Source organism: Streptomyces sp. NPDC002328 (assembly GCF_042890065.1).
Classification (GTDB): Bacteria; Actinomycetota; Actinomycetes; order Streptomycetales; family Streptomycetaceae; genus Streptomyces.
On record NZ_JBIARQ010000006.1, the window covers coordinates 228,844 to 245,207 of the forward strand.

Sequence of the window (16,364 nt, forward strand, 5' to 3'; positions counted from 1 at the left end):
GGCGGTGACCGCGGTGAGGCGGGCCCCAGGGGCTCATGTGTCGAGGACCAGGACGCGGAACGGGCCGAGCGGGGCCGCCCTCGGTGTGTCGCCTTCGATGTACCGCCATCCCCAGGACCGCAGCGCCTCGACGGTCCTGAGGTCGGAATGCTTCACCAACGTGACGGCGACGGCGGCGCCGTGGTCGGTGAGCAGGCGTTTTTGCAGGCGCCGGGCGAGGTTCCAGGCACGGTCCTGGTTCTGCCTGCGTACCCGGGAGGGAACGTGGATCCCGGAGATCACGAAGAGGCGTCCGGAGGCGGCAAGCCGGAGCAGCCGCCCCGGAAGGTATCCGTCGAAGCCCTCCCACCAGGGGCCGTCGCCGCCCACGGGGAAACCGTGGGCGCAACCGGTCAGCGCGGTGGTCTCCGCGATCAGCAGCTCGAATCCCGGTCGCCGTGCGTCGGCCGCGAGCCGCCGCAGGAAGGCGCTGCGGGCCTGGTTCCACGCCCAGGGTCCGCCGCCGGACGTCTCCGCGTACAGATCGCCCAGTTCCTGCATGTGGTCCTCGATCTGACGCCGGGTCAACGGACGGACGCGTTGCCCTTCCCGGGGCGAGGAGCCCCGTTCCGGCCTCGGGCCGGGCTTCCGCGTCGCGGGCGGGTGCGAACCGGCGGGACGCCCGAGGAGTTCTGTGGTCGTCGGCGCAGCCGACACGCTCACGGTCATGAGGCAAGCCCTGCTTCGGGCACGGACGGAGCCGGCCCGGCGTCGTCGGTCGCCGAGAGCGGCACCGGTGTCGGAGTCGGCGCGCGACGCCCTCGGTGTCTTCAACCGTACTCCCGCGGCCGCGTCCCCCTTCGGGACCGCCGGTGGACGAGAACGCCGAGGCGGATACGGCGGTTCCGTCCGCTTCCCGACAGTCGGGGGCGCACGGGAGTACGGTGGAGGTACCGAGGGCATGTCGCACACCGGCTTCCGCGCTGGTCTCGTCCTCGGCGAGACACTTCGCCGGAAGTCCCGCGCAGCGCAGGAGCTTCCGAAGACAGGTCAGCACGATGGCCCCGGCCTTCGATTCCTCCCCCGCCGCCGACGCGTGGCCGGTGTCCGACCCGCGCAGGGCCGTACTGGAGCTCTTCACCACCGCCGCCACGAGCTCGAGCGGCACCATCGGCACCCATGCACCACCACGCGCCCGAGGCACGGCAGGCCCCCTTCTCCCAAGCCCTTCTCATGTTTGACCGACCGTCAGGTCGTGACCGCCATGGGCATCGACCTCGGCATCGCCGCGCTCCTCGTGCTCATCGCCGCCGGAGCGTACGTGATCCACCGGCTCGACTCCGCACACAGCGAAAGGATCGCCTTGCGTTCTTCCAGCCGCTTCCTTCCCGGCCCCCAAGCCGCCGCCGAACGAGCCGCCGGTACCATCCCGCCGCCCCCATCGCACTCCACCCCGTCCGCCGCGCTCGACCGTCGCGACCATCGCGACGGCGGACGGGGGCGCTTCCGACCGCGCCGCCACAGGGAACGGACGACGCACAACACGCGCAACACCGCGGGGCGTTGAGGCCGAGATGGCCGACAGAACAAAGGTCACGTCCATGCCCGCGCCGCTCCGCCGAAGCCGCAGCCAAGGCACCGGCCCCGTCAGCAGTCACGGCACAAGCGAAGATCCGTCGGCGTACGAGACCGCCGACGGCGATCTCCCCGTGGGCGACCTCGCGGAGGTCCGCATCATCGCCGCCAGCCCCGACGTCGCCCAACGAGTGGCGCAGTCACTGCGCCGGAACCTCCGCTGCGACGAGCCCCGCAGCTACCCCGCGGGCCCCGACGGGCAGGGCACCCTGCTCCATCTCACCGTCGACACCGGGCATGTCGGTGAAGAGACCTTTGCCCAGTCGCCCTGGCTGGCCACCAGCCACACCCAGGCACGACGCGCCCACACCGACGAGCCTGGCTGACGCCGGCCCAGCACCGGCAGTCGTAGGACGGCCGCCCGAGGACAGGAACCGCGACCATGAACCCCCAACCTGCACCACGCCGACCCCACCAGCGCCCTGCACGGCGTTGACCGGGGCCAGATCGACCCCTCGGCCGCCGTCATCCGACTCCTCGAACGGCTCGGCTGGGTGCACGACGTGCGCTGGCCCACGTCGGACCGGCTCGCCGCCCGCCGGGCCTGACCCGAACCCACCGTTCTACGATCCGTCGAAGGAAACGCCATGATCACCACAGCGCCACCGGCACCGCCCGCACCTCCCGCACCGTCCATCCGCCCTCTCGTCCGCCTGCGGCTCGCGCCCCACAGCGCGCTGCCACGTCGCCTCGACGGCGTGTGGTGGCCACGTTCGTACGACCTCCTGGCGGAGCTTCCGCAGCTGCTCGCCGCACTGCCGCGCGCATGGGGACACATCGCCGGCGTCACGGTGAACGGAGCGGCCTGGTCCGCGGCACCTGGCCGGATGCTCGTCGCCAACCAGGTCGTACGACTGCGGAAGACGGTCGCAGCGCACGCCCCGGGCACCGTCGTCCTGCTCGCCCCCGGCCACGGCCGCTGGGACCTGCTGGTCGTCCCGCCCGACACCACCGAGGAGGCGGCCGAACCACTCATGACCGCCATGCTCGGCGACCGCGTCTGACCCGCCGGGGGGAGCTTGGACGCGAGGACCGCCCCGAAAAGGCCGGTGAGCACGATGCCGGATCCCGATTCCCCGCCTCCGGCGGTTTGCTGGCGGACGGTGCAAACGAATCCATGCGTCCCGGAACGGCGCTTCTGCGGCTCATCACCAGGCTCATCACCACTCACGAACGCCGGAGCATCCTCGACGGTGCGTGGTGGCCCCGTTCCAGGAGTCTCGCCTCCGAACTGCCCGGCCTGATCAGCGCACTGACCGAGCGCCTCGGGCCGATCACACGGATCGGCCCGGACTCCGCGGCCTGGGACGAAATACCGACGCGGGTGACCGTCGACGACCGTGTGGTGCGCATCGACGTCTTCTCCGTGGGCGACGAAACCGCGCCGTGACCCGAGGGGACCAGGACCCTTCTCCCTGCTCGTGGTCCCACCGGACACGCCCCCCGAGGCGGCGCGAGCCGCGATGACCGAAGCGCATTCACCCGCTCTTCTTCAAGCCCCAGGTCAGCGACCCGGGGCTTGTTTCATAGGGGTGTCGTTGCTGCGGTTTGCGAGTACTCCCGCACCCCCAGATTGGGCGCCGCGCAACGGTCGTCGCGCCCAGAGGTAGAGATGCCCGGAAGCGCTGGCCGGCTTCGAGCAGCTTCCCTCCGGACGGGGACTACCTCGTCACCACCACGTGGCGTGCCCTGTCGCCCTACCTGGTTCGCGACAGCGTGCAGACCGACCAAGGAGTACGGCCCGGACGGAAGGTGATCCCTAGTCAGTGCCGCCGAGCGCCATCCCGTCCTGGCCCAGGATGAGGACCTGGGGGCTCTCCTGCGACCTGCCCACACAGTGTGCCCCTGGGCGAGGGTGATCCACCCTCGTCCAGGGGCACGGTCCGGCAACGGAGGCTCAGTGCGCGGCGCGGCGGGCCAGCGCCCCGCGCGAGCGGGTCACCAGCGCGGCCAGCAGGGCGGCGCCGAGGGGCACGGCCACCAGGAGGGCGGCGAGTGTCTCCCAGGGGACGACGATCGGCACGTACGGCGGGGCGTCACCGGCACCGCCCCAGCCATTGTCGAGAGCCTCCTGGTAGAAGCGCGTCTGCTCGCGCTCCTCGGTGAGCCGCAGCCCGACTGCGGGCAGGACACCGGCAGCCGAGCCGAGGACCACACCCATCGCGGCGACCACACCGCACTGGAAGCCGCTGAGCGTGCGGCGCACCCGGGGCGGGGCGCCGACCGCTGCGAGCGTCTTGAGATCGGCCTCCGCGTCGGCCTGGGCGAGACCGGTGGCGATGCCGGCCGCACCGATGGTGACCAGGCCGGCGAAGACGGTCAGCGCGAGCAGGATGAGCCCGTTCTCGTCGACCCAGCCCTGCTCCACGGTCAGCTCGACGTTGCTGCCGAGCTTGGCGATCTCGGCGTCGAGCTTCTGCCGCTCCTCGGTGTTGGGCACCCGGTCGGTGCTGAAGTAGGCGCCGAGGGGGACGGTGGTCAGCCCGGCGGCCTTGGCGGCGGCGGGGCTGAGCACGCTCTGCAGTCCGTAGGAGTCGGGCGAGCCGGCCACCTGGTAGGCGGGGAAGGACTTCAGCTCGCCCGGCACCGGCTTGTTCTGCTCGGCGGCGCGGTCGGCGGCCTTCAGGTCGGTGATCAGCTTGATGCCGACGGTGCCGTTCCTGTCGACCTGGGGCTTGTGGAAGCTGAGGAGCTTTCCGTCGGCGAGGGCCTTGGCCGCGCCCGGGTCGTCGATGCCGAGGACCTTCAGGAGCGGGGCGTCGGCGATGAGGAGACCGCCCTCGACGTAGATGCCGTGGCCGTCGCGCGAGAGGCAGCGCCAGTCCTTGGCGAGCGCGCGCCGCTGCTCCTTGGTGTACTTCTCCGCCGGGTCGGAGCCGTCGGGGGTGCTGACCCACAGCGGGCACTCGTTGGCCGGCGGGGTGACGACCTCGAAGCGGCCACAGCCCTCGCCCTCGCCATACGGGGCGCAGCCGGGCTTGCCGACGGCGATCCGGAACACGTCGGCGCGGACGTCGACGGGCAGCGTCCGCTGCACGGCGTCGCGGACCTCGGGGACGTCCCGGCCGCCCTCCTCGGTGACGAGCGCGGCGACGGCCCCGTACGGCAGGCTGGCCCGGTACTCGGCCAGACTCTGGGCGTCGCGGCTCGCGGCGTACGTCGAGACGGCGACGGTGCCCGCGACGGCGGCCAGGACGGCGGCGACAGCGGGTGCCGTACGGCCCCGGTTGCGGACGGCGTCCCGCAGGGCGAGGCGCGGCGAGAGCGGCAGCCAGCGGCCGGCCCGGCCGAACAGGCCGACCAGGGCGGGCGTCATGGCGACCACACCCAGCTCGGCGATGGCCGAGCCACCCGCGACCAGGATGAACTGGTCGGAGACGACCGAGCCGTACAGGGCGATGGCCGCGCCGAGCAGGAAGGCGCCGAGGCCGATCAGCGGCAGCACGCGGTTGCTGCGGCGCACGCCGCGACGGCCGGTGAGGGAGGCCAGGACGGTCTGCCGGGAGGCGGTGACGGCCGGGACGATCGCGGAGAGCAGGCCGGTGAGGACGGCGAGCGCGGCGATGGCGAGCAGTTCCAGCGGCTTGACGGTGAAGCCGCCGAACCGCTGCCCCATGTAGTCCTCGAGGAGCGGCCGGAGGGCGAAGGTCAGGATCAGGGCGAGGACCGTGCCGACCAGGGCCGCCGCGACGCCGATGACGAGGCCGCCGCTCAGCATGATGGCCCGGATGTGGCTGCGGGCACCGCCGTTGGCGCCGACGAGGCCCAGCTGGCGGCGGGAACGACGGGCACCGACGGCGAAGGCGGGACCGGCGAGCAGGCAGATCTCCAGCATCGCCAGACCGACGACCGTGCCCACGGCGGCGAGATCGGCGGCGGCGGCGGCCCCGCTGCTCTCGTAGTTGGCCCAGCCTTCCTTCTGGTAGAGCGGCACCTCGGATTCGGCGGGCGGGTCGAGGGCCACGGCGCGCGAGGTGACCAGGACACCCTTAGCGTTGATCGCCTGGACCGTGTTCCACGTGAAACCACCGGACTTCTTCACCAGGTAGGTGGTGGAGACGTCGGGCTTCGGCAGTCCGGCCTTCTCGACCGCCTTGGCGTACGGCGCGAGGAAGGCCCCCGGCAGGGCGTTGACCTGCTGTGCCGTGAGGTCGCTGGGCAGCTCGTACGAGCCGCTGATCACATAAGTGCGGTCGAAGCCGCGGGCGGTGAGGGTGGAGCCGACGGACAGCCCGCTGCTCTCCAGGAACCGGGTGGTCGCGGCGATCTCGTCGTTCTGCTCGGGGAAGCGGCCCTCCTGCAGCCGCATGATGCCCCGGGCGACGGGATCGGCGGCGGCCAGCTCACGGACCTCGGCCTGGAGCAGACCGTGCCTGGTGGTCAGCTTGGCGCTGCCCCTGCTGTCGGTCAGCACCGTCGAACCGGCCGGGATGGCCTTGGTGACATCGGTCGGGCCGTCGGGCCAGGACTTGCCCGGCGAGTCGTAGTCCCCGGCCGGGGTGTGCTGCTCGCCGTCGGGATCCTGCAGGATGGCCACGCCGGCCGCACCGGCGTCGGAGAAGCGAGCGTCGGCGGCACCCAGGGTGCGCTCCATCCGCTGCGCGGGGGTGAGTTCGGCGCTGCGCACGGTCAGGTCCAGGGCGCTCACGCCCAGGATCGGCAGCGCGATCATGGCGAGGACGAGGAAGCTGCGGCCCTTGGACCGCCAGGCGTCACGGCGGGCGATGCGGACCGCGACCCGCCAGGAGTGGAACCAGGTCGTCACCGCTGGGCCGCCCGGCCGGTCAGGAGCGACTCGGCGTCGCTGCGTACGGTCTGGTCGACGACGGCGCCGTCCCGCAGGAAGACGACCCGGTCGGCCCAGGCGGCGAACCGCGGCTCGTGGGTGACCATGACGCCGGCGGCTCCGGCGTCGCAGCGGGAGCGCAGCAGGGCCAGCACGGACTCGCCGGTCTCGGAGTCGAGGGCGCCGGTGGGCTCGTCGGCGAGGACGAGCCGGCGGTCGCCGACGAGGGCGCGGGCGATGGCCACGCGCTGCTGCTGGCCGCCGGACATCTCGTCGGGGAACCGGTCGGCGAGATGGCCGAGGTCCATCTCGCCGAGGGCGGCGAGGGCCTCGGTGCGGGCCTTGCGGGCCGATATGCCGTCGAGTTCGCGGGGCAGGGCCACGTTCTCGGCGGCGGTGAGGGCCGGGATGAGGTTGTAGTCCTGGAAGACGTAGCCGATGCTGCGGCGGCGCAGGGCGGCGAGCCCCTTGACGCCGAGGGCGGTGACGTCGGTGCCCTCGACGAAGACCTGCCCGGAGGTGGGGGTGTCGAGGCCGCCGGCAATGGTGAGCAGGGTGGACTTGCCGGAGCCCGACGGGCCCATGACGGCGACGAGTTCACCGGGGTGGACGTCGAGGTCGATGCCGCGCAGGGCGTGCACCTCGGTGGCGCCGGAGCCGTGGACGCGGGTCAGGTTCTGCAGACGCAGCACGGGCTGCTGTGTGGACATGGTTCCCCCTCGGGCGTACGCCGGCGAACGGCCGGACGTCGGTACGACGGACGGTCGTCAGCGGCGCCGTGCGTACGGTATGGGTCTGGTCGGGTGGTTCGGAGTCTTCAGGTGCTACGGGTGGGTCGGGTGGAGCCGGTGGACTCGGTCGGCCCTGTGGATCCGGTCGGCCCTGTGGATCCGGTCGTTCGGGTGCTCAAGGCCGGTCGGGAAGGGCGGACATCACGGGCGGTGGCGTGCGGCCCCCTCTGCCCCGGCCCCCGCCCGCGTCCCCGTCCCCGCCGCTCCCGCTGCCGCCCCCGGCGAGGCCGGCTCCGGCCCCGCCGCCGGGGCGGTCGACGAGAGACGGATCAGCCGGGACTCGCAGTGGTCGAGCCAGCGCGCCTCGGCCTCGGTCTGGAAGATCAGCTGCTCCAGGACGAGGAGCCAGGCGATGTCGTCCCGCTCCCGGACCCCGTTCTTCTCCACGGCGGTGAGGGCCTGCGCCTTCAGCCGGGTGTAGTCCTGCATGGCCTTCACGGTGTGCCGGCGCTGGGACTGGATGACGTCACGAATGTCGACACCGGGCGCCCCGACGGCCATGGCCAGCTTGATGGCCAGCTCGTCACGGGCCGGGCTGGTGCGGTCGACGGGGTTCTCGAACCAGCTGCGCAGTTCGACGCGACCGCTGTCGGTGATCGCGTAGAGCGGGTGGCCGGCCTCGTCCTCGCCGTCCTGCACGACCATGCCGTCGCGTTCGAGCCGGCTGAGCGTCGTGTACACCTGACCCACGTTGAGCGGCCAGGTGGAGCCGGTGCGGGACTCGAACTCCGTACGGAGCTGTGAGCCGTAGCGCGGGCCGTGTTCGAGGAGGGCGAGAAGCCCGTGGCGGATGGACATACCGAGTATGTATACCGAGTAAGTCCGCGTGGACAAGCGTCCTGAGGCGGACGCCGGAGGTCCTACTCAAGGGGGACCTGGGCCGTCGCGAGCCGCTCAGCGGCGGCGCATCCGCACCCCGAGGAAGCCGATGCCGAGGCCCGCCAGAGCCAGCCCCACGCCCAGTGTGAACACGGGAATCCGCCGGTCGGAGAGGTCGAGGGGGGCCTCGGCGCCGGTCCGGTGAGCGGCCACCGACAGCTCCGCGGGCGAGTGCCTCGGCGGCCGGGGCGTCCGTCTTGGGTACCGCCTCGACCCCCTCGTCCGGCTCCTCGGCGGGCTCCTCCTCTGTTGCCGTTTTAGTACGAGCGGGCTTCACCGGGCTCGTGGAGGACGGCGAGCCGGAGGGGTCGGCCGGTCGGCCGGGCCGCTCCCGACCCTCCCCCGCCGGCACCCCCGAGGGAGGCGGAGTCGCTGGGCGCGGGCGCGTCGGGCGGCCCCGACGGCTCGGGGGCCGCCGGACGGGCGGGTCCGGCGGGGGTCCGGCGGGTCCGGCGGAAGGCGACGCCGACGGGGCGGGCGGGCGATCGGGCGGGGTGGGTGCGGCGTTCGTGGCCGCGGAACCGTTCGGAGCGGGAGCGGGAGCGGGAGCGGGAGCGGGAGCGGGAGCGGGCGGTGCGGGGGAGATCGTCGCCGTGGCCGGGCGCGAGGGGGCCGGCGGGCGCGGGACGGACGGGATGGTGGGCGGCCCGGAGGGGTGCCTCACGGCGGCGGCCTCCGGCCCGAAGGCGCCGGCGCTCCGCACGGCGCGGGGCGCGCCCTCGCCCTCGTGCGCATCAGCCTCGTGCGCATCGGCCTCGTGCGCATCGGCCTCGTGCGCATCGGCCTCGTGCGCATCGAGGCCCAAGGAGTCCTCCACTCGCAGCAGGATGCTTGATGCGCGCCAGTGCATCCGGGAGACGCCATGTGTGCAGTCGCGACGGCCTCACTCGGCTGCCGTTCGAGTCGGAGCCACTCCCGGTCTCTGGCAGCCAACCGGAGGCCCTGATCTCCCCCATCACTGCGTCGTGCCCATAGCGTGCCCTTCAGAGCGGACAACCGCGGTCAACAACGGTGCAACCAGTCCCTCACACCTGCCGCCTGACAACGAATCTGCCCGGTTCAGCTGCCCTATGGCCGCGCAAGCGCCGTCGGTGGAAGCCGCCTCGAAATCACGTGGATCAACGACGACTGGCCCTCGTCGATGCAGACGAAGCCGATGGTCATCAACGCCTCACCGCTCACGGCGTCCTTGGCGATCTCACCGGCCTGCCGGTCGCGCACCTTCGGCACCGGCGCTTCGGTGAGCGGGATCCTCGCGGTCGAGGCGTCAACACGGAGTACGCGCACAGGGTTTTTGCATCTGAGTCGTTCAACTCGCCTCCTGATAGGTTGACTTGCCAGGCTGGAACTTGGGCTGTCGGATCGATTCACAAAACTCGGTTTGCTGGCGCAGCACGACCGGCCAAGCTGGGACCATGCCACGCCGAATCATGTTCGTGCAGCTCAAGACGGGTTACGACACCGACCGCGGACCCTCATGGATCGGATGGGTGGACTTCTCCAAGAGCTGGAAGACCGCCCGCTTCCAAGGACGGACCCTGCGACGCGCCACAGGTCTCGGCTTGTTCGACGCGAACTTCTACGACACCGAGACCGACGAGGCTTTCTGGATCTCCGGACCGAAACGCGACCGGAGCGACACACGGTACGGACCAGAAGTACCGACCGTGGAGGCTGACGCCGCGGACGCCTATCGAGCGTTCCTCCATGGCGCACCACTTCCCGGCCGGGAGGATGGCTAGGCCGTGTCCGATGGGTCGCATGACCGGCCCCTTGGTGGATCGTTTCGGTCGTCGTGAGGCGGGGTGATCTTTCGGATGAGGAATGGACTCGGCTGGAACCACATCTGCCGAGGAGTGCGGGTCGAGGTGGGCGGTGGCAGTGCCACCGCCGGGTGATCAACGGGATTCTGTTCCGGCAGCGGACTGGCCTACCGCGGCGGGCTTTGCCGTCCCGTTTCGGGAAGTGGAAGACGGTTCATGACCGTCATCGCAGGTGGTCAGCAGACGGCACGTGGGAGAGGATCCTGCGGGCCGTCCAGGCCGACGCCGATGCCGAGGGACTGATCGACTGGAGCATGGTCAGCGTGGACTCCACCTCCTGCCGGGCCCACCAGCACGCTGCTGGTGCTCACTCCCGCCAGTGGGGCGATGCCCCGCAGTTGATCCCCGTACTGGAACAGATCCGGGTTCCGCGGCCCGCCGGCGGACACCCGCGTACTCGGCCCGATCACCTCGGCGGCGATAAAGCCTATTCGTCGCGCCGCAACCGTCGCTATCTGCGGCGGCGCCAGATCAAGCACACGATGGCATAGCGGGTGGCCAGCGCACCGCGAGGCAAGAGCGGGAAGTCAGCGGTGCCCCATACCCGGTGGATGAGATCATCCACGGGTGGCAGACGCGCAGCTCCCCCCGGGATGGTCTCTTCAGCAGATCCGCGCCGTGTCCGGGGACCAAGAGGCTGTCGCCCTCAACCGAAACCGGACGGTGAAGTGGGTAGGCACCCCCGGAACCCCCGACGAAGTGCTGCACCCGGAGATCGTCCTCGGATTCCACAGCCTGTGCCTCGTGAAGCCCCTCCATGACGACGACTGGTACATGGGCAGCCTGTACGACGACGGCAGCATTGACTGCTGGGTGACCTACGACGATCTGCATGAGGCACTGCGCGGCTTGTAGCGGCGAGCGCAGGCACCCACCCCGCACGAACGAGGAAGCCGGTCCGGGGACTTCATGAGTCCCCGGACCGACGTGGCTCGGGGAGCTCTTCTGAGCCACGGCAGTTGCTGACAACGCCCCCCGAGCTCGCAGCTTGTCGCCGCCCGGCCGCGCAGCCCCTGCGCCGGCTGCCCGCCGGACGTGCAGTCGTCCGACGGGGTGCCGGGCCGGGGCGAGGGGTCAGTAGGTTCCGGTGAGGGTTATTGCCAGGGATGTGATGTTCAGGGGGAACTGGGCGATCGGCGTGGGTTCGCCGGTGACCAGGTTGATGTTGTAGAGCGTCGGGGTGCTTGCGCCGTACGGGGTGAGGGAGGCGAAGGCGGCGACCGAGGTCGTCTTGCCGTTCGTCAGGACGCTGAAGATGTCCAGGCCCGCGTTGGGCTGGGCGTCGAAGCCGAGGGAGCCGACCGTGGTCAGGGTGCCGTTGTTGGCCGGGGCCTGGAGGGCGAGGGTGTCCGTCGTGGTGTCGATGCCGTACAGCAGCGTCCCGGTGGACGCGACCAGGTCGTTGTTCGTGTAGCCGGACGCGGTGACGCCCCGGGCCGGCCCGGTGAGGGGCGGGGTGGTCAGGGTGGTGTCCTCGACCGTGGTGTGATCGTTGAGGTTGTGCCGCAGGTTCTGGCCGTTGTCGCTGACCACCCGGAGCCGGTCGGCCGCCGGGTTGAAGTCGAAGCCGAAGTTCGTGCCGTACAGCGCCACTTTGAGCTGGGAGACCTTGGTGACCACCACGTCGGAGGTCTGCGGCGGGGTCTTGATCGTGTAGATGCCGCCCTTCTCGCCGAGGCCGTACATGAGGCCGTTCTGGACGCGGTGGTCGAGGGCGATCAGCTTGGTGTCGCCGGTCAGGCCGGTGACGGCCCGGACCCAGTCGAGCACGTTCGGCCGGTCGGTGGTGAAGGTGGCCATCAGGGTGCCGTCACCGGTGAGCCCGAAGGCCCGCAGGCTGGGCGTGGCGGTGCCGGCGGCCGAACCGCTGCCGGGCGCGCTCACCAGCAGTGCCGCGGAAACGGACAGGACCGCGGCCGCCGCCGCGAGTCTCTTTCTGATTCCTGCTTTCATCAGCGTTCTCCTCCCGTTCGATCGAATGCCATCGAAGGAAATTGCACACGCGACGCGAATCTCTGCGCATGCGAATTCCGGCGTATCAGCGACTCCTGTCTATCCGCCTTCACCGCAGCTCCACAACCGTCTCGAGGCACAACACCGCCTCGATCAGGGAAGTTTGCGCACCATGACAAATATCGGGGCGAAGCAATGGACGTCGATTCACGCGAAGTGACAAAATCACGTCCGGATTTCGTCTGGCGACCCGTTCACCCGCGATGGCAGGCTCCCGCCCATGGGGAGCCTCTTCGCCGAACTGGACCGGCAGTCGCCGGCCAACGCCCGCCGGGAGGTGGAGCTGTACGGGCGCGAGATCCCGGAGTTCCGTTCGTGGGAGACGAACCCCCGCGCCCGGTCCGAGACGATGGACTACTCGGTGTGGCTGCGCCGCCGCACCATCGAGCTGTCCCCGGACAACAGCGAACTGTCCGCCGACGACCTCCGCTACATCGCGGCCATCGGCGAGATACGGGCCGGCGCCGGAATGTCCTCCGACTCGCGGCAACGGGTGCTGCGGCTGCACACCACGCTGATGCTGCGCGACATCCAGGAGGCGGCCGAGAGCCTGCGCGGCGGCAATGTCGAGGAACTCATGCAGGTGATGACCTGGTTCGCCCCGCAGGGCGACCGCGGCATCGTCGCCTACCGGCAGGGATTCGTGACGGTGCTGCGCCGCCGGCTGCCGTACGTCGAACAGGTCGCCCTGCTGGCCAGATCGCTGCTGACCGGCGACCCCCTGGCCACGGACCTCGCCGCCGCCCTCGAGCTGGAACTCCCCGAGTTCTGCGCCGTCACGGTGATCCGCGTGCCGGACAGCCCCTTGGGCGACCGTGATCTGGACGGCGAGATCGAGACGCTCGTGAAGACGCACCGGGCGCCGGTCGTCTGGCACCCGGAGACCGGGACGAGGGGCGGCGAGCTGATCGCCGTCGTCCCGTGCGCCGACGAGGCGATACCGCTGCCCTCCGCGCCCGACGCCGCACCGGACACCGCGCCCGACGCCGTGGCGGACCTCGTCGGGGACTTCGCGGAGACGCTCGGCCGCCCCTGCGCCGCCGGCACCGCCACCGCGCCGCTCGACGAACTCCCCGAAGCCCTCGAACGGGCCCGCAGGATCAGCAGGTCCGCGCCGCTGGGGAAACCGTCCCGCCGATTACGGCCGTGCACCATGGCGGACGTCTTCGTCGAACTCGCCGTCGCGGACGTGCCGTTCGTCGACGCTTGGCTCCGCACGGTGGACCGCAGGCTCGCACCGGGCCCGGACCTCGTCACCACGCTCGACGCCTACTACCGCCACGACATGAACCGCGGCGCGGCGGCAGCCGCCCTCAACGTCCATCCGCGCACCCTGGACTACCGCCTGCGCCGGGTCGCCGAACTCACCGGCATCGACCCGGGTTCGGCGCACGGCGTACGCACGCTCAGCGCCGTCGTGACGCGACGGCTGTCGGGCGCGTGGGCCTGACGCCGCACCGAGCGTCACCGCCCACCGTCCACCCTCCCTCCCGTACCGACAGCAGTGGTTCAGCTCCGCCGTACGCAGTACAACGCGTCGGGGGTGCGGGACGAGCCCACCCGGCCCGTGAAGGCGATCCCGGCCGCGTACTCGTCGTTCTCGCACTGGCCCTTGTAGCGGCCGTACGCGAAGTCACCGCCCTCCGGGGACGCGCCCCTGTCGTCGCCACGGTCGAACCAGACAGTGCGGCCCGTCGTGCCGACGGGCGAGCCGGGCGAGGCGGCCACGCACAGGGCGGCGGAGACCGCGGCGCCCCGGACGCTGTAGCCGGTCAGGAAGTGGCCGTCGGGGCAGTGGAGTTTGGTGTATCCGGTCGCCCAGTCCCGGCCCGGCGGGACGTACCGCTCGTCGGTGACCACCTTGTGTCCGGCGGCCGGGTCCCACACGGGGCCGGCGGACACGTCCGAGCACAGGCCGCGGTTGCCGGTGTGGCTCAGGCCGAGAAGGCGACTGCCGTCCGGGCAGACGGCCTTGCGGGCTCCGGAGTCCCAGTCGGGCAGGGCGCGCATCCGCCGCGAGGCGATGAAGTCGCCGTGGTCGGGGCTGAGCATCGACCAGTCCGTCACCGGGTCGACGCGTCCGGCGCGGCCCTGGGCGGCGATGAGGCGGGTCCAGGCGGCGGCACGCCAGTCGTCACCGTCGTACGGGCCCATCCGGTTGCCCGCCGCGTCCCAGTGGAGCAGGGCCCAGCCGTTGCCGGTGCGGTTCTCGTGCCAGCCGACGAGCGGCCAGTACGCGAAGTCGGCGTCGGTGCGGATCAGGTGGTCGACGAAGTTCTCGAACCAGGCGCGCTGCCTCGCGCCGGTCTCCTCGCGGCCGCCGACGCCGAACTCGCTGATCCAGACGGGGGCGGTGAAGTGCCGGTCCTGTTCGGCGGTGACGTAGAACGCCTGGCGGTTCAGGACGTCGATCAGTTCGGTGGGGGTCAGGTCGCGGTAGCGGGGGTCGGTGGTCTCGCCCGTTCCGGTGGCGCCGGTGTGGTTCGGGCCCGTGTAGTCGTAGAAGTGGGCGGAGTAGACGAGCTTGCCCGAGTCGACGAGCGTGTGCGAGAGGGTGCGCACGGGTTCCAGGGTGGGCCGCTCGTGCCGCAGGCCGTCGACGGGGATGCCGGTCCAGTTGATGCCCTCGACGATGATCAGCAGATCGGGGTCGGCCTCCGTCAGGATGCGGTCGCCCACGCGCTGCGAGGCGGCGAACCAGTCGTGGTCGTCGCCGAGTCCCCAGTTGGGGTCGTCCCAGATGTCGCGGCGCACCTCGTTGTAGAGGTCCGCGCCGACGACCCGCTCGTTGTCCTTGTAGCGGCGGGCCATGAGGAGCCAGTCGTCCTCCCAGGCCCGGGTGGAGCGGCTCGCGTTCCAGCGTTCGTTGCCGTCGATTCCGCAGCACCAACGGGTGGTGTTGGTGTGGTTGTTGAGGATCACGGCGAGGCCGGCGGCGGTGAGTTCGCGGACGACGACGTCGTACACCTGGAGCGGGGTCCTGCCGCGCAGGGCGGGGTTGGCGGCGACGGCGTCGTCCGTGACGGGGACGCTGTCGTGGATCATCTCGTTGGAGAAGGGCAGCCGGACGCTGTTGATCCCGATCTCCCGGAATCCGGCGATGATCTCGGCCATGGGGGCGCGGTCCAGGCCGAGCGGTATCCGGCCGGAGTTCTCGCCCGCGTGGTGGTCGGCGTCCTCGTCCGTGCTTCCCGAGCCGTTCCACGTGCCGCTGGCTCCGTGCCAGTTGCCGGACCGCAGCTTGAAGCGGTCTCCGTCCGCGTCCACGATCCAGCGGCCCCGCGTGCTGAGCGGCGCCGTCCAGTCCGTCACGGCGGCCTTCTGCGAGGGAGCGGCGGCCCCGGGGGCGGGTGTCAGGGCCACCAGGAAGAACACGGCGGCCAGCGTGGCTCTGACGAAGGATCCGCGCACGGTCACCATCCAGGAGACAGCATTGTCATGGCTGCGTCAGCATGGTCGATGGCGCGGCAGCAGTCCAGACCCGCGCGACCCGAGCACAGGCGGGCCGATCAGCGCGATGCCACGTCCCGGAGCGCCGCGAGCAGCGCCTGGAGCGCGGGGCGGCCCGACGACGCCTCCCGCACCGCCGCCTGGATGACCCTGACCGGCTCCGGCCCTCGCACCTTGCGTACGACGACCTCGGGGTGACGGTGTGTCAGTCCCAGGGCCGGGATGAGGCCGATCCCGAGGCCGGCGGCGACGAACCCCTGGGTCGTGGCGTGGTCGTCGCTCTCCAGCACGAAGTTCGGGCTGAAGCCGGCCGCCGCGCAGCCCTCGATCACGGGGTCCAGACAGGGGCCGGGTCCGTCGCCGCGGATCCAGGGCTCGTCGGCGAGGTCGGTCAGATCCAGCACCCGTTTCGCGGCGAGGGGGTGCCCCGCGGGGAGGACGGCGCGGTAGGGGTCGTCGAGCAGCGGGACGAGGTGAACGCCTTCGTGCGGCCGGCCGCGCGGCCGGACCACCACGGCGAGGTCGGCCCCGCCCTCCCTCACCTCGGTCAGCGGGTCCTGGGGGTCCGTCATCCGCAGGTCGACCCGCAGGCCGGGGTGCTCCCGCCGGAGCCCGGCGAGCGCGGGCGCGACGAGGGTCGCGCCGGCCGTGGCGAAGTAGCGGATCGACAGCAGGCCCGTGGCGCGGGCCCGCAGGTCGGCAAGCGCCGTCTCCGCGTCCGACACCTGCCGGCTGATGACGGCCGCGTGCTCGCTGAGCAACTGGCCGGCCTCCGTCGGCCGGACGCCCCGCCCGACCCGCTCCAGCAGCTCAATCCCGGCCTGCTTCTCCAGCGCCGCCACCTGCTGACTGACCGCGGACGGGGTGTACCCGAGATTGGTGGCCGCCGCCGTGACCGACCCGCTGGTGACGACCGCACGGAGGACCTGCATACGTCGAACATCGAGCATGTAGCAGAGCTTAAAGGTTGTGCAGAACTTTTCGCTTGTCCTGTAGTGAAGTTCCCCG

Annotated in this window: 16 protein-coding genes and 2 pseudogenes; 9 read left to right on the plus strand and 9 right to left on the minus strand. The window is 71.4% G+C overall.

Going from position 1 to position 16,364, the window contains the following annotated elements; genetic code table 11:
* Positions 1–33: 33 nt before the first annotated feature.
* The gene (locus tag ACFYX4_RS18440) at positions 34–567 is read right to left on the minus strand and encodes a hypothetical protein (RefSeq protein WP_389333664.1); all 534 of its coding nucleotides are present in this window, start codon (positions 565–567) and stop codon (positions 34–36) included.
* A 676-nt stretch (positions 568–1,243) separates the two neighbouring features.
* On the opposite strand from ACFYX4_RS18440, the gene ACFYX4_RS18445 reads away from it, so the two are divergent.
* From ACFYX4_RS18445 to ACFYX4_RS18465, 5 genes and pseudogenes are all read left to right on the plus strand, one after another.
* Positions 1,244–1,546 carry a hypothetical protein gene (locus tag ACFYX4_RS18445; RefSeq protein WP_389334208.1) on the plus strand — a complete coding sequence of 101 codons (303 nt, stop codon included), beginning with the start codon at positions 1,244–1,246 and terminating at the stop codon, positions 1,544–1,546.
* A gap of 34 nt (positions 1,547–1,580) precedes the next feature.
* Positions 1,581–1,940, plus strand: a complete 360-nt coding sequence (locus tag ACFYX4_RS18450; protein ID WP_389333667.1) for a hypothetical protein — start codon at positions 1,581–1,583, stop codon at positions 1,938–1,940.
* Positions 1,941–2,006: 66 nt separating this feature from the next.
* Positions 2,007–2,162: pseudogene (locus tag ACFYX4_RS18455) on the plus strand (acyl-CoA desaturase); the annotation flags it as partial.
* 39 nt (positions 2,163–2,201) lie between these two features.
* Positions 2,202–2,618, plus strand: a complete 417-nt coding sequence (locus ACFYX4_RS18460; RefSeq protein WP_389333670.1) for a DUF5994 family protein — start codon at positions 2,202–2,204, stop codon at positions 2,616–2,618.
* A gap of 113 nt (positions 2,619–2,731) precedes the next feature.
* Entirely contained in the window at positions 2,732–3,004 is a 273-nt protein-coding gene (locus tag ACFYX4_RS18465; protein WP_389333673.1) for a DUF5994 family protein, read from the plus strand.
* A gap of 507 nt (positions 3,005–3,511) precedes the next feature.
* Here ACFYX4_RS18465 and ACFYX4_RS18470 read toward each other — a convergent pair.
* The 5 genes from ACFYX4_RS18470 to ACFYX4_RS18490 all read right to left on the minus strand — a co-directional run bounded on the left by ACFYX4_RS18470 (position 3,512) and on the right by ACFYX4_RS18490 (position 9,357).
* The gene (locus tag ACFYX4_RS18470) at positions 3,512–6,379 is read right to left on the minus strand and encodes an FtsX-like permease family protein (RefSeq protein ID WP_389333676.1); all 2,868 of its coding nucleotides are present in this window, start codon (positions 6,377–6,379) and stop codon (positions 3,512–3,514) included.
* On the minus strand, positions 6,376–7,110 hold the full coding sequence (locus ACFYX4_RS18475) for an ABC transporter ATP-binding protein (RefSeq protein WP_389333679.1): 735 nt from the start codon (positions 7,108–7,110) through the stop codon (positions 6,376–6,378). Before ACFYX4_RS18475 ends, ACFYX4_RS18470 begins: the two co-directional genes overlap by 4 nt.
* A gap of 222 nt (positions 7,111–7,332) precedes the next feature.
* Positions 7,333–7,989 carry a PadR family transcriptional regulator gene (locus ACFYX4_RS18480; RefSeq protein ID WP_286255235.1) on the minus strand — a complete coding sequence of 219 codons (657 nt, stop codon included), beginning with the start codon at positions 7,987–7,989 and terminating at the stop codon, positions 7,333–7,335.
* 96 nt (positions 7,990–8,085) lie between these two features.
* A complete protein-coding gene (locus ACFYX4_RS18485; protein WP_389333683.1) occupies positions 8,086–8,223 on the minus strand; it encodes a hypothetical protein in 138 nt (45 codons plus the stop codon).
* A gap of 915 nt (positions 8,224–9,138) precedes the next feature.
* Entirely contained in the window at positions 9,139–9,357 is a 219-nt protein-coding gene (locus ACFYX4_RS18490) for a hypothetical protein (protein ID WP_389334229.1), read from the minus strand.
* A 128-nt stretch (positions 9,358–9,485) separates the two neighbouring features.
* Between ACFYX4_RS18490 and ACFYX4_RS18495 the strand changes: the two genes are divergently transcribed.
* From ACFYX4_RS18495 to ACFYX4_RS18505, 3 genes and pseudogenes are all read left to right on the plus strand, one after another.
* Entirely contained in the window at positions 9,486–9,812 is a 327-nt protein-coding gene (locus ACFYX4_RS18495; protein WP_389333686.1) for a hypothetical protein, read from the plus strand.
* 53 nt (positions 9,813–9,865) lie between these two features.
* Positions 9,866–10,378, plus strand: a pseudogene (locus tag ACFYX4_RS18500) (IS5 family transposase); the annotation flags it as partial.
* Positions 10,379–10,460: 82 nt separating this feature from the next.
* Positions 10,461–10,748: a hypothetical protein gene (locus ACFYX4_RS18505; protein ID WP_389333689.1), complete on the plus strand. Its 288-nt coding sequence runs from the start codon at positions 10,461–10,463 to the stop codon at positions 10,746–10,748.
* Positions 10,749–10,967: 219 nt separating this feature from the next.
* On the opposite strand, the gene ACFYX4_RS18510 is transcribed toward ACFYX4_RS18505, so the two are convergent.
* The gene (locus ACFYX4_RS18510; protein ID WP_389333693.1) at positions 10,968–11,846 is read right to left on the minus strand and encodes a DUF4394 domain-containing protein; all 879 of its coding nucleotides are present in this window, start codon (positions 11,844–11,846) and stop codon (positions 10,968–10,970) included.
* 280 nt (positions 11,847–12,126) lie between these two features.
* Between ACFYX4_RS18510 and ACFYX4_RS18515 the strand changes: the two genes are divergently transcribed.
* The gene (locus ACFYX4_RS18515; RefSeq protein ID WP_389333696.1) at positions 12,127–13,356 is read left to right on the plus strand and encodes a PucR family transcriptional regulator; all 1,230 of its coding nucleotides are present in this window, start codon (positions 12,127–12,129) and stop codon (positions 13,354–13,356) included.
* Between the two features lie 59 nt (positions 13,357–13,415).
* On the opposite strand, the gene ACFYX4_RS18520 is transcribed toward ACFYX4_RS18515, so the two are convergent.
* On the minus strand, positions 13,416–15,326 hold the full coding sequence (locus tag ACFYX4_RS18520; RefSeq protein ID WP_389333699.1) for a glycoside hydrolase family 5 protein: 1,911 nt from the start codon (positions 15,324–15,326) through the stop codon (positions 13,416–13,418).
* Between the two features lie 89 nt (positions 15,327–15,415).
* Positions 15,416–16,306 carry a LysR family transcriptional regulator gene (locus tag ACFYX4_RS18525; protein ID WP_389333702.1) on the minus strand — a complete coding sequence of 297 codons (891 nt, stop codon included), beginning with the start codon at positions 16,304–16,306 and terminating at the stop codon, positions 15,416–15,418.
* Positions 16,307–16,364: the final 58 nt, after the last annotated feature.